This is a genomic window from Bacillus cereus group sp. BfR-BA-01356 (assembly GCF_022663635.1).
GTDB lineage: Bacteria > Bacillota > Bacilli > Bacillales > Bacillaceae_G > Bacillus_A > Bacillus_A cereus.
The window spans coordinates 1-15,282 of record NZ_JAKUFX010000135.1 but is presented as its reverse complement, the minus strand read 5'-3'; the positions used below and the strand labels follow the sequence as shown (position 1 = coordinate 15,282).

Genomic DNA, 15,282 nt, shown 5'->3' with positions numbered 1-15,282 from the left:
ATTTTACATAAAATACTGGTCTAGTTTCGTGATGTCTTTTTTAAGCAATTTGTCCTTTGATAACTTCAAAAGATATTATTTTTCAGTTGACATACTACCGCAGGTCTTTACTATTAAACTTAAAATAATTGTATCAATTTAATAGTTAGGGTATCATCGAAATATGAATGTATATCCGAATATCTCATATATAGCTAAACTAATTGCTGAACCTACAAGAGCAATCATCTTAGATTGTCTAATGAATAATCAGGCACTACCTGCTAGTGAATTGGCTTATATGGCAAAAGTGTCACATCCAACAATTAGTTCGCATCTTTCTAAATTAGTAGAAGGGAATTTACTTACAGTTGAACAACATGGTAGACATCGTTACTATCGACTTGCTAATCAAGAAGTTGCCGAAGTGCTTGAAAAGTTAGGGACAATTGCACCAACAGTTCAAGTTCGCTCTTTAAAACAATCAACCCAACTAAAACAAATTCGTTATGCTCGAACTTGTTATGATCATCTTGCAGGCAAACTCGGTGTAGAGATAACTGAAAAATTACTAGATAGGCAATTTATAATTTTAGAGGGTGGAGAATACATTGTAACGGAACAAGGTAAGAAATGGTTTCTGAATTTTGGAATAAATGTTGATGAGGCAGATACAAAAAGGAGGGTATTTGCAAAACCTTGCCTTGATTGGAGTGAACGGTGTTACCATATTTCTGGTTGGTTAGGGTCTGCAATTGCAAAACTGCTTTTTGAACAGGGATGGATTACGAAAACGGATAAGAACCGAGCTGTCCATCTTACAAAGAAAGGTGTAAAGTTATTGGAAGATCAATTAGGCATTGATCTGAAAACTGAGGAAAGAAAAGCTTGAAATTAGAAAAATCCGTCAAAATGACGGTTTTTTTCATTATGGTAGGAGTGTACATGAATAATAGGATGTTACCAATAATCGTTGCCAATAAAAAATCTTTCTTTTCATTCTTCTTTTTTAAGTTTTAAAGGAGAAAGCTAGGCTTCTTATTTTTACTAATGTTATAATAAGAAAAAAGCACGAAAAGAGGTCATCTCATGCTAGAGGTTATTGCAACATGTTTAGAAGATGTAAAACGAATTGAAAGTGCTGGCGGGAAGCGGATTGAATTAATTTCATCTTATACAGAAGGTGGTTTAACACCGAGTTATGCTTTTATAAAAAAAGCGGTAGAAGTGGTAAGTATACCAATTCATGTTATGATTCGTCCGCATGCGAAGTCTTTTACATATACGGAAGAAGAAATTGAAATGATGAAAGAAGATATTATAGTTGCACAGAAGTTAGGAGCAGCTGGTGTAGTATTAGGCGTATTAAACGAACGAAATGAAGTGGATGAAGAGAAATTAGCGGATTTACTATCTGTTGTAGATGGAATAAATGTAACGTACCACCGTGCGATAGATGATATAAAAAATCCAGTAGAAGCGATGAGCACTTTAAAGAAGTTTCATAAAGTGACTCACGTTTTAACTTCAGGTGGACAAGGAAATATAGTAGAGAATATTCCGGTGCTTACAGAAATGCAAAAGGTAAGTGATGGTCAAATTCAGCTTGTAGCTGGAGCTGGCGTGACGAAAGAAAATATAAAGCGATTGCTAGATGAAACTGGAATCACGCAGGCGCATGTCGGTACAGCGGTAAGAGAAGGAAAATCATGTTTTTCTGAAATAGATCCTAATTTAGTACAAGAATTAGTTGAAATAATAAAATAAGTGCTTAAGAAAGAGGAGAAACGATGAAGGAAAATACGAAGAAAGAATTATTCTCTTGGGCTAAAACGATAGGTTTTACCCTTGTATTAATTGCTATTATTCGCGGTGTTTTATTTACACCTTCTTTAGTACAAGGTGAATCAATGATGCCCACTTTAAAAAATAACGAAAGAGTTCTCGTGAATAAGATTGGTTATAGTATAAGTGGATTAGATCGCTTTGATATTATCGTCTTCCACGGGAAAGAAGGATACGATTTAGTAAAACGAGTAATTGGTTTGCCAGGCGATACAGTTGAGTATAAAAATGATGTTTTATATGTAAACGGAAAAGCGATGGAAGAACCATATTTAAAACAGTTTAAAGAAAAAGCAGTAGGCCGTGTATTAACTCCAGACTTTACGTTAGAACAAATCACTGGGAAAACGAAAGTGCCAGAAGGCCAAGTATTTGTTTTAGGGGATAATCGTGAAGTTTCTAAGGATGGTCGCATGTTTGGCTTTATTTCAGAAGATGAAATTGTCGGAAAAGGACAAGCTGTTTTCTGGCCGTTGGAACAAGTAAGAGCGTTATAAAGTGTGGTGAAGTATGGGAGAGATATTCTTCCATACTTTTTTATTTGCTTAAAATCTATTGATTGAATTGAAAGAATATTTTATAATTTTAAATTATATGTTTGTTTCGAAAAACGGAATTTAAGTTCCGTAATTCGGAACGAAAGGGAGATAGAATGAGTATAAATAAAACGGCAGTTAAGACAATGGATATTTTAGAGTTGTTTTATGAGCATGAAGAGCTAAGTTTAACTGAGATGGTTCAGCTTACAAATATGCCGAAAACATCTGTTTATCGTTTAATTGGTTCGTTGGAAGAGATGGAGTTTTTACAAAAAAACGAAAAGGGGAAATATCGTTTAGGGGTCGTATTTTTACGGTTCGGTCAACTTGTTTCACACCGATTATCAGTAAGAAATATAGCAATTCCTTATATGAAAGAACTTAGAGATAGTTTAGGACAGGCAGTTAATTTAATAATTCAGGATGGAAATGACGCAATTTATGTTGAAAAAATGGAAGGTGTTCAGCCGGTACGCGTGTATACGGCGGTTGGAAGAAGAGCACCGCTTTATGCTGGCGCATGTCCAAGAATTTTACTATCGTATTTCTCTGAGGAAGAGAAACGGAGATACATAGAGGAAGTGGATTTAAAACAGTTTGCAGATGGAACAATCGTGGATAAGAAACAATTGTTAGAAGTGTTGCAAATGGCAAAAAAGGAAGGCTACACCATTAGTTATTCTGAGTTAGAAAATCATACAGCCGCGATAGCAGCACCCATTTTCGCGAGCGATGGAACGGTTGTAGCAGGCATTAGTATTTCGGGATTAGCAATTGAGTACAACGAAAGTAACATTTCATATTTTATTGCGAAGGTGAAAGAAACAGCGCATCGCATTTCGAAAGAACTCGGCTTTTTGGCATAGAAAGAGGGAGTAGGATGAAATTTTCTGCGTTAGGGGATCAAGCAATTATTGTTACATTTGGTGAAGAAATTAAGAGGGATATATATGAGAAAGTACAGCGGTTATTTCAAGCACTGCAGCAACATCCGTTTGCAGGAATGATAGAGTGCGTTCCGTCGTTTACTTCATTAGCTGTTTACTACAATGTATACGAAGTATGGAAGGGAAATGAGAGAAGTGAAAGGTCACATGATTACGTTCGCCAGTATATAAAGGAGCTGTGTGATTCTTATAAAGAAGAAGTAAAACAGGATGTGAAACATATTTCTATACCAGTGTGCTACGGGGGAGAATATGGACCTGATTTAGAAGAAGTCGCGCATTATCACGGTTTACAAGTAGAAGATGTGATTCGAATACATAGTGAAACTACATATTTTGTATATATGCTAGGTTTTACACCAGGGTTCCCGTATTTAGGAGGACTTTCAAAAGAATTAGAAACACCTAGAAAAGAAACACCACGGTTACAAATCTCTCCTGGTTCAGTAGGTATTGGCGGAAATCAAACAGGTATATATCCGCTTGAAACACCAGGAGGATGGAATATTATCGGCCGAACTCCTATTTCATTATTTAATCCGGAAGAAGAAATACCAACATATATTCAAAGTGGTATGTATTTACGATTTATTCCAATAACGAAGGAAGAGTACGTATCGCTTGAGGGGGCTAAAAAATGGATGTAGAGGTTTTGCATGCGGGAATGTTTACAACAGTCCAAGATTTAGGGCGATCTCATTATCAACAATACGGTGTGCCAGTTGGCGGGGTGATGGATCAAAGTGCACTTCGGATGATCAATATGTTAGTTGGTAATGAAGAGAATGAAGCGGGACTCGAAATGACGATTATGGGACCTAAATTGTTAATAAAGAAAACGACTTTACTTGCGATTGGCGGAGCAGATATGGAACCGTTATTGAATGGAGAACGTATCCCGTTATGGCGTCCCATTTTAGCGGAAGAAGGTAGTATGCTTTGTTTTGGAAAAGTGAAAAGTGGTTGCAGAGCGTATGTAACTTTTGCGGGTGGTATATATATTGAGCGTACAATGGGAAGCAAAAGTACGTACATACGTGCTGCGATTGGTGGTATAGAAGGAAGAATGCTGAAAAAGGGTGACTACTTCCAAATTGGTGCACAACCAGAAATGGCGAGTCGTTTCATTCTAGACTTACAAAAAGATGCGAGAATAAAAACGAAATGGGCAATTAGCAACAGCGTACTACCAAAGTATAAGAAACATTCAAAGCTTCGTGTCATAACTGACTTTGAATACGATCAATTTACAGAAGAAAGTAGAAAGGCATTTTTTACGAAAGAGTATAAGGTATCTAATTATGCTGACCGTATGGGCTATAGGGTTGAGGGAGAGGTTTTAAATAGGAATGAAGAAAAAGAGATTTTATCGAGTCCTGTTACATTTGGAACCATTCAAGTTCCTAATGGTGGACAGCCGATTATATTAATGGCAGATAGGCAAACGACAGGTGGCTATCCGAGAATGGGAAATATCATTTCAGTAGATTTACCTCTTCTTGCCCAGCTAAAGCCGGGGGACTATGTTTCTTTTGAGAAAATTACGCTTGAAGAAGCGGAACAATTGTACATAGAACAAGAAGTAAATATGAATTTATTAAAGAAATTCATCGCTTTACGAAGCTGAAATTAGGAGGAATACATTATGACTACAATCGATTTAAACTGTGATTTAGGAGAAAGTTTTGGCGCTTATAAAATGGGGAATGATGATGAGATTCTTCCGTTCGTTTCCTCTATAAACGTTGCTTGCGGTTTTCATGCGGGTGATCCGTCTATTATGCGTCAAACTGTTGAAAAAGCTTTGGAGCATAACGTAGCAATAGGGGCGCATCCTGGATTTCCTGATTTAATTGGATTTGGTAGAAGAAACATGAATGTTTCAGCAAGTGAAGTATACGATTATGTTCTATATCAAACAGGCGCATTAGACGCATTTGTGAAAGCGGCAGGCGGGAAAATGCAGCATGTAAAGCCGCACGGTGCCTTATATAATATGGCGGCGTCTAATCCGGAAATTGCAGATGCAATTGCAAAGGCAATTTATCATATAAATCCAAGTCTATTACTTTATGGATTAGCAAATAGCGAGGCGTTTATACAGGCTGCAGAAAAATACAAAGTAACTCTTGTACAAGAGGCTTTTGCGGATCGTACATATAAGCAAGATGGTACATTAACGAGCCGTACAGAAGAAAATGCGCTTATAAAAGATGAAGACGAAGCGATAAAGCAAGTACTTCAAATGGTGAAAGAAGGCCATGTAAATGCGGTCAATGGAGAGAAAGTAGCAGTTCAGGCGCAAACAATTTGTTTACACGGTGATGGGGAAAAAGCAGTGCAATTTGCAAAAAGAATATACAGAACATTCAAACTTAATGATATTTCTATTTGTGCACCGAAATAAAAAATAGGGGGAAGTGCTGGGATGATTAAATTAATCGGAATACTACTTGTTGCAGTGGGCTTTTTATTTAGATTAAATACACTTTTAGTAGTTATGGTTGCAGGTATTGTTACTGGTATGGTTTCAGGATTAAGTTTTTATGATGTGATCAGCATGTTCGGTAAATTTTTCATAGAAAATAGATATATGTCTATGCCAATTATATTAACTTTACCGGTAATCGGAATTTTAGAGCGTTACGGTTTAAAAGAAAGAGCAGAAGCACTTATAACGAAATCAAAAGGAGCAACAACTGGAAGAGTATTAATGTCATATTTTACGATAAGAGAATCATCAGCAGCACTAGGGCTTAATATTGGTGGGCATGCGCAAACAGTAAGGCCGCTCGTTGCACCGATGGCAGAAGGGGCCGCGCAAGGTAAATACGGTAAACTTCCTGAAAAATTAAGAGAAAAGATTAAAGCAAACGCAGCAGCTGCTGAAAATACAGCTTGGTTTTTCGGAGAAGATATTTTCATCGCAACTGGAGCTATTTTATTAATGAAAGGATTCTTCGATTCAGTAGGTATGCATGTCGGAGTATGGGATATGGCACTTTGGGGCATTCCGACAGCAATATCTGCACTTATTGTAAGCTGGATTAGATTTAGAAGGTTTGATAAATATATAGAGAAAACAATGAAGGCAGAAGGAAAAGAAGAGAAGGAGGCAATTTAATATGAACATCATCACAATGGATACAATCTATTATGTATTAGGGATAATCGTTGCTTTTATCGCTGTTCGTATCGCATTCGATCGTGAACATCCAAACAGATTCGGTTCTAGTTTATTTTGGGCATTGTTTGCAGTTACATTTTTATTTGGAAATGTAATTCCTTCGTTTTACGTTGGCTGTATCGTGCTCGCTATGGTCGTTTTAGCCTCGCTAAATAAAGTAACAAAATCAGAGGAAAAAGAAGTTCCAGTACAAGAACGTGTGAAACATGCTGAGAAATTAAAAAATAAAATTTTTATGCCTGCACTATTAATTCCTATTTTTACAATTATCGGTACGTTGACCTTAGGGAAAATTAAATGGGGAAATGTCTCTCTTGTTGATCCAGATAAAGTAACATTAGTTGCACTAGCGCTTGGTGCATTACTCGCATTTGTTGCGGCGATGCGTATTACAAAATCAAAAATAACAACACCTGTACAAGAAGGAAGCAGACTATTACAAGCTGTTGGCTGGGCTGTAATTTTACCACAAATGTTAGCAGCACTTGGCGGTATATTCGCGAAGTCTGGCGTTGGACAAGTTGTTTCAGACTTAGTCGGACAAGTGCTACCGACAGAGTATCCGTTCGTTGCCGTTATGGCGTACTGTTTAGGCATGATGCTATTTACAGTCGTAATGGGAAATGCATTCGCAGCGTTTGCTGTTATTACTGGCGGAATTGGCTTACCTTTAATAGTTCAAATGCACGGCGGAAACCCAGCAATTATGGCAGCGCTCGGTATGTTTGCTGGATATTGCGGGACGCTGCTTACACCAATGGCAGCAAACTTTAATATCGTACCTGCGATGCTTTTAGAGCTAAAGGATAAAAATGCGGTTATTAAAGCGCAAGTACCAATTGCTCTTTCAATTTTTATCATAAATATGTTTATTATGTACGGCCTAGTATATCGTTTCTAATTAGGAGGATAAAACTATGAAAACAGTATTATTAACAGGGTTTGATCCGTTCGGCGGAGAAAATATCAATCCAGCTTGGGAAGTAGCAAAAGGTTTGCATGAAAAAACAATTGGAGAATACAAGATAATAAGCAAACAAGTACCAACTGTATTTCATAAATCAATAAGCGTATTAAAAGAGTATATAGAAGAACTAGCGCCGGAAATTATTATATGCATTGGACAAGCTGGGGGCAGACCAGATATTACGATAGAACGTATCGCAATTAATATTGATGATGCAAGAATCGCTGACAATGAAGGGAATCAGCCGGTAGATGTACCGGTTGTAGAAGAAGGAGCGATTGCGTATTGGTCTACACTTCCGATGAAAGCAATCGTAAAAAAACTTCGCGAAGAGGGTATACCGTCATCTGTTTCACAGACGGCAGGCACATTCGTTTGTAATCACTTATTCTATGGACTTATGCATGAACTAGAGAAACATGATAAGAAAATAAAAGGCGGATTCATTCATATTCCGTTTTTACCAGAACAAGCGAGTAATTATCCAGGGCAACCGAGTATGTCACTTTCTACTATTCGTAAGGGGATAGAATTGGCAATCGAAGTAACGACGACAGTTAAGGTAGATATTGTAGAGGTTGGGGGCGCAACGCATTAAGTAAAATGAATTGTACAACACCTCCTGTAAACAACTGGTATAATAAGAATAGGAAAATACATAGAGGTGATTTTTGTGCAACAATTTGAAGAAGTACGTTCAATTTTAGAAAAAGCGAAGAAAATTACAGTATTAACAGGCGCTGGTGCAAGTACGGAAAGTGGTATTCCAGATTTTCGTTCAGCAAATGGGTTGTATGCTGATGCGAATGTGGAGATGTATTTATCAAGAGGGTATTATAATCGAAGTCCGAAAGAGTTTTGGAAGCATTATAAAGAAATCTTTCAAATTAATACGTTCCATCAATATAAACCAAATCGTGGACATCGCTTTTTAGCTGCGCTAGAAGAACAAGGGAAAGATATTACGATTTTAACGCAAAATATTGACGGTTTACATCAATTAGGTGGCAGTAAGCATGTCATCGATTTACATGGAACACTTCAAACAGCACATTGTCCAAAATGTAAATCAGGCTATGATTTACAGTATATGATTGATCATGAAGTACCGCGTTGTGAGAAGTGTAATTTCATTTTAAATCCAGACGTTGTTTTATACGGAGATACATTGCCGCAATATCAAAATGCTATCAAACGTTTATATGAAACAGATGTGCTTATCGTTATGGGAACATCACTAAAAGTACAGCCTGTCGCTTCATTCCCGCAAATTGCAAAGAGGGAAGTAGGAGCAACAACTATTTTAGTAAATGAAGAGTTAACAGGACAGGAATATAACTTTGATTTTGTTTTTCAAAATAAGATTGGTGAGTTTGTTGAAGGGTTATCTTCAATGAAATAAGTTATCGAAAAAACTGAGGTATCTGCCTCAGTTTTTTATTTGAGTAATCACTGTTTTAAGCCATATGAAAACATTTTGATAACGTAGTAACAACATCTCTATAATTTATAAAAATCAATTTGCCCTATTTTTCTTTTAGAATAATATTCATGTTATTGTGCATTAAGGGAATGGTAATAAATAGGATGTAAAAACGAAAAAACTGAAAATTAAATCTTTTATTTCTTTTATAATTAATATAAAATTCTATATATATCATATAAATAAATTTGATACATAATGATTTTGCGTAGAAATGTTAATAGAATGAAGCGAGGGAGCGAAATGAGACAGAAAAAGGAGCAGAAAAAACAATCGAAAAAGAAAAAGACTCATATTCCATTTCGGTTAAATGTACTATTTTTTATTGTCTTTCTTTTATTTTCAGCTATTATAATTCAATTAGGTAAAGTACAAATCATTGATGGAGAAACGTATAGAAATGAAGTAAATAAAAAGGAAGATGTAACGGTAAGCACTCCCGTTCCTAGAGGGAAAATGTTTGATCGGCAAGGTCACGTTATTGTAAATAATAAACCATTACGAACCGTTACATATACGAAAATGAGAGGAGTAGACTCGAAAGAAGTTTTACAAGTAGCAAGAGATTTAGCTAAGCTAATTGAAATGTCGCAAGAGGACATGGATAAGTTAACAGAGACAGATAAGAAAGATTTTTGGATGCAGTTAAATGAAAAGCGGGCAGCGGCGAAAGTAACAAAAGAAGATGAGAGTAAATTTAGAAAGCAAGAAATAGAAGGAAAAGAGTTAGATAAAAAAGTAGAAGAACTGCGCCGGGAAAGAATTACGCAAGAAGAATTAAATGAGCTTTCAAAGGAAGATATAGAAGTATTAGTAATTAAAAGCAAAATGAATGCGGGATATAAAATGACGCCGCAAATCGTTAAAAAAGATGTAAGTCAAAATGAATATGCTGTCGTTAGTGAAAGGTTGGCAAGTTTACCAGGGGTAGATACAACAGTAGATTGGGAACGTGAATACCCAAATGATAAAATACTACGCTCTATACTAGGTAGCGTTTCTAATGAAAATGAGGGGTTGCCAAGAGAACAATTAGATTATTATTTAGTTCGTGATTATAATCGAAACGACCGTATTGGTAAAAGTTACATCGAAAAACAATACGAAGATGCACTACATGGAACGAAAGAACAGTCTAAAAATATTATGGATAAAACAGGGAAGATTGTTCGAACAGAAAAAGTGACTGAAGGAAAAAGTGGAAATAACTTGATGTTAACAGTCGATATGGATTTACAGAAAAGAGTAGAGGGAAGCCTTGAAAAGAATTTACGAGCCTTTCATGCTGCAGAGCCGATGATGGATCGTGCGTTCGTAGTAATGATGAATCCGAAAAACGGTCAAATTTTATCAATGGCAGGAAAGAAAATTGTAAATAAAGATGGCGGGATGCAAATAGAAGATTATGCATTAGGAACGATGACAAGTTCTTATGAGTTAGGGTCAACTGTAAAAGGGGCTACTTTATTAACTGGATATCAAACAGAAGCGATTAAGCCGTATACACATTTCTTTGATGCGCCAATGTATTTTAAAGGAAGTTCTAAGCCGAAGAAATCGTGGAAAGAATTTGGAGATATTGATGATTTAAGAGCTTTGCAAGTGTCATCGAACGTTTATATGTTTAATACAGCTTTAAAAATGGCAGGCATTAATTATGTCCCAAACAATCCATTGGACATTAAACAAGAAACATTTAATAAAATGCGCTACTATTTTAGACAATTTGGCCTAGGTGTGTCGACTGGTATTGACCTGCCAAATGAATCAATCGGTCAAATAGGTAGAACTGATAACATACCCGGATTTTTACTTGATTACGCGATTGGACAGTATGATACATATACGCCGCTTCAGCTTGCGCAATATATTTCAACCATTGCAAATGGCGGTTACCGAATGAAACCACAAATTGTACAAGAAGTTAGAGAGCAACCGAATAGACCAGAGGATGTAGGAAAAGTCGTTCGGTCGATTGAACCAGTTGTATTAAATCGAGTGGATATGGACACTTCGTACATTAATCATGTAAAAGAAGGATTTAGAAGAGTTTTTCAAGAAGCTGACGGAACAGGTACCGGAACGTTTAAAGGTCTACCATATAAACCAGCGGGAAAAACAGGAACAGCTGAGACAGTATATGGTGGAGAAAGTGATATTGGAAGAGATGAGAACAACAACCGAAAAAAATGTTATAATTTAACTCTTGCCGGTTATGCACCATATGATGCTGATCCGGAAGTAGCTTTTTCAGTTGTTGTACCATGGGTGAATGATGATAAATCAGGAATTAATTCTGCGATTGGTAAAGAGATTTTGGATGCGTATTTTGAATTAAAAACAAATAGATCAAATGCAAATTCAATTCCAGTAGAACAACCGAACAAAGCACAATAAAAATAGTATCACTGCATGGAAACATATTGTGCAGTGATATATTTTTTGAGTTAAAAAGCGCTTTATAAGGTGGGAATGGATATGAAAAAGGAAATTAAGAGAGGCTGGGGAAAGTACATACTATTTATATTGGTGATGGTAATAGGCTACCATTCTTTTACTTTATGTAAAGTGGAAGGGGAATCGATGCAGCCGACTTTATATGAAGAAGATTACGTATTTGTAAATAAAGCGGTAGTACGTCTTTCTAATTTACAACACGGAGAAATTGTCATTATAAAGGAAGCGGATGAATCGAAATATTATGTGAAACGTGTAATAGGGCTTCCGGGTGATGTAATTAACATAACGAACGGAAAGGTATATGTGAACGATAAAAAGCAAGAAGAACCATATACGAACAAAGATTTATTTAACAACACACAAGTGTTTTATAACTTTCAAAAGACAAAAATTCCGCCAAATAAGTTATTTGTAATGGGAGATAACCGCGAAGTAAGTAGAGATAGTCGCAATGGCTTAGGATATATTGAAGAAGATAACATAATTGGCAAGGTGGAATTTGTATATTATCCATTTTCAAAAATGAAAATGATAGAATAAGTGGGGGGATGGGCAAAACCCCACTTATTAAAGTTTCACTTTATTTTCTTTAAAAAACCTTTTGGATTAAATGATATGAAAAATTTATGTTTAGACTCGTCGATTATGAAGTTATTATTTTTAGTTAAAAACTCATCCACAGCTTCCATCGGGCCAGGACCCCAATCGGGAAGAAGCGGATTTCCATTAATGGAGGTATCTTCTACAATTATATAACTGCCAGTAGTGACGATAGATTTATATAGTAAGAGTTCTTTGGATACATGCTCTTTACTATGATCAGAATCTAAAATAACTAAAATCACATCATCAGGTTTGCGCATGCTTACTATTGTTTGGATGGCCTGCACAGAAACAGAAGATGCTGTTAAATACGTAATCCGATTATGTGATGGCCGATTTGGCTGCGGAGTTATATCGATAGTAAGTACGTGACCTTTTCCAATTAAATCTAACATAGAAGCTAAATACAGTGCACTACCACCGTGAAAAGTCCCGCATTCAATAATTAAATCGGGCTTTAATTCATAAATGATTTCTTGATACAAAAAGAGATCAGAGGGAAGTTTACAGATTGGAACTCCAAACCAATGTGTATCTTTTAACCACACAAGGCTATCGTAATATTGTTTTAGAAATTCATTGCTTATAGTATCGATTTTAAATTCTCCTTTCTAAAAAGGCTTCTCTCGTTTGACGTAAAGTGTTTACGCATGAAAGTTGTACTATATATTATGTAGTAAGGAATTGTAAGGCGAGTGTTTTTACTTGAAAATAAGCCAAATAACTCATGTGGAAAATGAAAGGAAATAATCGTATGTACAAATACACAATTTGCTTTATTAGAAAAAGTGATAAAATATTGCTATTAAATAGAAATAAAAAGCCGAATATGGGGATGTGGAATGGTGTTGGAGGAAAAATAGAAGAGAATGAAACGCCATACGAAGGAATAATTAGAGAAACATTTGAGGAAACGGGTATAGAACTTTCAAGTGTAACGTATAAAGGGACTGTTGGTTTTAAAGGTAAAGATGAGCCCCAGGCTAGTGAAGGAATGTATGTGTTCGTTGCTGATCTGCCAGATGGCATGCAGATGAATACACCATTTCGTACGGCTGAAGGATTATTAGAATGGAAAGAAATTGATTGGATATTAGATGGTGATAATAGAGGTGTAGTTAGCAATTTACCAAAATACTTACCGACAGTATTAACAGAAGAAAATAAGTTAAAACATATATTCACGTACGATAACCGGAATATTATTAATTACACAACTGCATGTTTGACAGAAGATGATGCGAACAAGCGATATGAAAAACAACTTGTTTCTCAATAGAAGAGGATAGTGAAAAATCACGTTTTTACTCTCATTATATATGCGAGGTGATTATATGCTTCAGAAATACAATTCATTGGTCATAATTGTAATATGTATGATATAACTTTTCTTATGGTGAAAGAGTAGAGAACATACGTAAACGGAACAAAAAAGAGGTGGCTTTGCCACCTCCTTTCCGTTAGTCACGAATCGCCTTAATGATAAACCGATGTTGCTTCACATCAAAATAATCTTTTTGTAAGATGATTTCATGTATACGATATAATTCCTCATAATACCTTTTGACAGTAAAATCAGAAATTTTCCATGGAATTGCTTTTAAATAATAGACGATAGCGCCAATATCATAAAATCGTTGGAAAGGGAATTCTTCTTTTGCTTCTAAGATAGTAAATCCGTTTTCCTGTAGTTCATTACATGCCGCTTCAAGCGACCAACTTGCAAATTCACTATTTAGTGGTGTGTCAAATTGGTCATTAAGTTCCGCACAATCGAGACCGCCAACTTGTTGTGTAAGAAATGTTCCATTTGGAGAAAGAATTCTTTTTACTTCAGAAGCAGCATATGATTCATGTTGGTTTAGGATTAGATTAAACTGACCATCTTGAAATGGCAATGCAGTATCATCGTTCACCTCTACAACAGTAACCCCTAAAGGCTCTAATTTCTTTCGAGCAATTGGCACGTTTGGAGCGTAGCCCTCAGTAGCATAAATAGTTGACGGGAACGGTTGTAACATAGATAAAAACTCTCCGCCGCCAGTCCCCATATCGAGCATTGATTTAGTGCGTTGCATAAGCTGGAAAGCGGTACTGCCGTACGACCATGATAAAGGCTCACTCTTCATTCGGCCCGTTTCTGAAATGAAAGAAAAATCCCAACCGCTAAAATGTGTATTTGCACTTTCTAATAAAGTTAAAAATAATGGATCACGTTTCATAATTATGTCCTCCTATTTTTCAATGAATGATATGATGAGAAAGGAGAACGGGAGGACCTCTTATGAAAGAGAAGCGGTTTTACGTTTCGTGTTCGAATAGATTCATATAAATTCGCTCCTTGTGAGAATGGTTATTTATATATTCGGGATAATTGAGTGGAAATCCTTTGAAGGAATAAAAGAAGGCAGTTGTTTAATGAAAAAATAAATTGAGTTATCTATTTTTATAGTGTAATTGTTCATACGCATAAAAAATTATTCTCTCCATAAAATAGTAAAATTATATTGGAGGTTGAATTATGGAAAAATTTAGTGTATTTCCAATAATCTTGATGACTTTTGGACTATTATTATTTGGATTAAATAGGATAATAGATAGCTATTCTGAGCCTATTATCCTATTAGGGTATATTTCTTTTTAAATTGGAATGGTTCTAAGTTTTATAGCAATTGCTAGACGTGAAGATGGAAGAGTAAAATTCATATCACTTATCTTTTTCTTTGTTGTCCTGTTTTTCATTACTTGGTTTGAGCCGGTTCAGGTACTACGAATTATTACTTGGCTAAAAAATATCTATTAAAATCTGAATTATTGGTGAAAATGGGAAACCTTAAATTTAGGTTTCTTTTTATTATATTCGATTATCAATAGTAAAATTTATTAGAGCCATTAATAAAAGAAATAAATATATAAACTGATTGTAAAAATATTTTAATTCTTTGAAAACATTCAACGATTTAGTATTCTTTATATATGGAATATTTTGTTTATGCGAAAAGAGGGCAAAGTGCTATATGAAAAGAATAAAAAATGTAATGTTACTATTGTTATGTTTCTTATGTTTAAGTGGTTGTAATTATGAAGATGAAGATCAGGTGAAAAAATATGTGAAAAAAAAGCACGGAATTGATGTGATTGTAACAGATTGGGGTGCTATACCATGCCCATCAACTTAAGAGTGAGCACAACCTGAGCTTTCGACTCATCGGATCAAAACATTCCTAAAATAAAAGCATACTCTTAAAAATAAGCATCTCAAATAAACCCTA

At 35.5% G+C, this 15,282-nt stretch carries 16 protein-coding genes and 2 pseudogenes; 16 read left to right on the top strand and 2 right to left on the bottom strand.

The window, feature by feature from the left end:
- Positions 1-163: 163 nt before the first annotated feature.
- The 13 genes from MR168_RS27830 to lepB (MR168_RS27770) all read left to right on the top strand — a co-directional run bounded on the left by MR168_RS27830 (position 164) and on the right by lepB (MR168_RS27770) (position 11,947).
- Positions 164-871 (top strand): ArsR/SmtB family transcription factor, encoded by a 708-nt coding sequence (locus MR168_RS27830; protein WP_086411962.1) that lies wholly within the window; start codon positions 164-166, stop codon positions 869-871.
- A 197-nt stretch (positions 872-1,068) separates the two neighbouring features.
- On the top strand, positions 1,069-1,746 hold the full coding sequence (locus tag MR168_RS27825; RefSeq protein WP_000895119.1) for a copper homeostasis protein CutC: 678 nt from the start codon (positions 1,069-1,071) through the stop codon (positions 1,744-1,746).
- A 23-nt stretch (positions 1,747-1,769) separates the two neighbouring features.
- Entirely contained in the window at positions 1,770-2,321 is a 552-nt protein-coding gene (lepB, locus tag MR168_RS27820; protein WP_000662501.1) for a signal peptidase I, read from the top strand.
- 155 nt (positions 2,322-2,476) lie between these two features.
- Positions 2,477-3,229, top strand: coding sequence for an IclR family transcriptional regulator (locus MR168_RS27815; RefSeq protein WP_000026361.1), 753 nt, complete (start codon positions 2,477-2,479; stop codon positions 3,227-3,229).
- Positions 3,230-3,243: 14 nt separating this feature from the next.
- A complete protein-coding gene (gene pxpB / locus MR168_RS27810) occupies positions 3,244-3,957 on the top strand; it encodes a 5-oxoprolinase subunit PxpB (RefSeq protein ID WP_000672280.1) in 714 nt (237 codons plus the stop codon).
- A complete protein-coding gene (locus MR168_RS27805; protein ID WP_086411961.1) occupies positions 3,948-4,937 on the top strand; it encodes a 5-oxoprolinase subunit C family protein in 990 nt (329 codons plus the stop codon). Before pxpB ends, MR168_RS27805 begins: the two co-directional genes overlap by 10 nt.
- An 18-nt stretch (positions 4,938-4,955) precedes the next feature.
- Entirely contained in the window at positions 4,956-5,717 is a 762-nt protein-coding gene (gene pxpA, locus MR168_RS27800) for a 5-oxoprolinase subunit PxpA (RefSeq protein ID WP_000207317.1), read from the top strand.
- Positions 5,718-5,738: 21 nt separating this feature from the next.
- The gene (locus MR168_RS27795; RefSeq protein WP_000593392.1) at positions 5,739-6,434 is read left to right on the top strand and encodes a DUF969 domain-containing protein; all 696 of its coding nucleotides are present in this window, start codon (positions 5,739-5,741) and stop codon (positions 6,432-6,434) included.
- A 1-nt stretch (position 6,435) separates the two neighbouring features.
- The gene (locus tag MR168_RS27790) at positions 6,436-7,398 is read left to right on the top strand and encodes a DUF979 domain-containing protein (RefSeq protein WP_001021658.1); all 963 of its coding nucleotides are present in this window, start codon (positions 6,436-6,438) and stop codon (positions 7,396-7,398) included.
- Positions 7,399-7,414: 16 nt separating this feature from the next.
- Positions 7,415-8,062 (top strand): pyroglutamyl-peptidase I, encoded by a 648-nt coding sequence (pcp, locus tag MR168_RS27785; RefSeq protein WP_000859708.1) that lies wholly within the window; start codon positions 7,415-7,417, stop codon positions 8,060-8,062.
- A gap of 75 nt (positions 8,063-8,137) precedes the next feature.
- The gene (locus tag MR168_RS27780) at positions 8,138-8,866 is read left to right on the top strand and encodes an NAD-dependent protein deacylase (RefSeq protein WP_001183793.1); all 729 of its coding nucleotides are present in this window, start codon (positions 8,138-8,140) and stop codon (positions 8,864-8,866) included.
- Between the two features lie 324 nt (positions 8,867-9,190).
- Positions 9,191-11,344, top strand: a complete 2,154-nt coding sequence (locus MR168_RS27775; protein WP_001249192.1) for a peptidoglycan D,D-transpeptidase FtsI family protein — start codon at positions 9,191-9,193, stop codon at positions 11,342-11,344.
- 81 nt (positions 11,345-11,425) lie between these two features.
- Complete coding sequence (gene lepB / locus MR168_RS27770; protein ID WP_016122761.1) at positions 11,426-11,947, top strand: signal peptidase I; 522 nt, start codon at positions 11,426-11,428, stop codon at positions 11,945-11,947.
- A gap of 35 nt (positions 11,948-11,982) precedes the next feature.
- Here the strand turns inward: lepB (MR168_RS27770) and MR168_RS27765 are convergent, their stop codons facing one another.
- A complete protein-coding gene (locus tag MR168_RS27765) occupies positions 11,983-12,606 on the bottom strand; it encodes a cephalosporin hydroxylase family protein (protein WP_268258618.1) in 624 nt (207 codons plus the stop codon).
- Between the two features lie 140 nt (positions 12,607-12,746).
- Here MR168_RS27765 and MR168_RS27760 point away from each other — a divergent pair, with 140 nt between their 5' ends.
- Positions 12,747-13,289 carry an NUDIX hydrolase gene (locus tag MR168_RS27760; protein WP_006926046.1) on the top strand — a complete coding sequence of 181 codons (543 nt, stop codon included), beginning with the start codon at positions 12,747-12,749 and terminating at the stop codon, positions 13,287-13,289.
- A gap of 181 nt (positions 13,290-13,470) precedes the next feature.
- Here MR168_RS27760 and MR168_RS27755 read toward each other — a convergent pair whose 3' ends face one another.
- On the bottom strand, positions 13,471-14,232 hold the full coding sequence (locus tag MR168_RS27755) for a class I SAM-dependent methyltransferase (RefSeq protein WP_086411907.1): 762 nt from the start codon (positions 14,230-14,232) through the stop codon (positions 13,471-13,473).
- Between the two features lie 299 nt (positions 14,233-14,531).
- On the opposite strand from MR168_RS27755, the pseudogene MR168_RS33780 reads away from it, so the two are divergent.
- Together MR168_RS33780 and MR168_RS27750 are read left to right on the top strand one after the other, a co-directional pair.
- A pseudogene (locus tag MR168_RS33780) lies at positions 14,532-14,813 on the top strand (hypothetical protein).
- A 178-nt stretch (positions 14,814-14,991) separates the two neighbouring features.
- A pseudogene (locus MR168_RS27750) lies at positions 14,992-15,171 on the top strand (hypothetical protein); the annotation flags it as partial.
- Between the last annotated feature and the right edge of the window lie 111 nt (positions 15,172-15,282).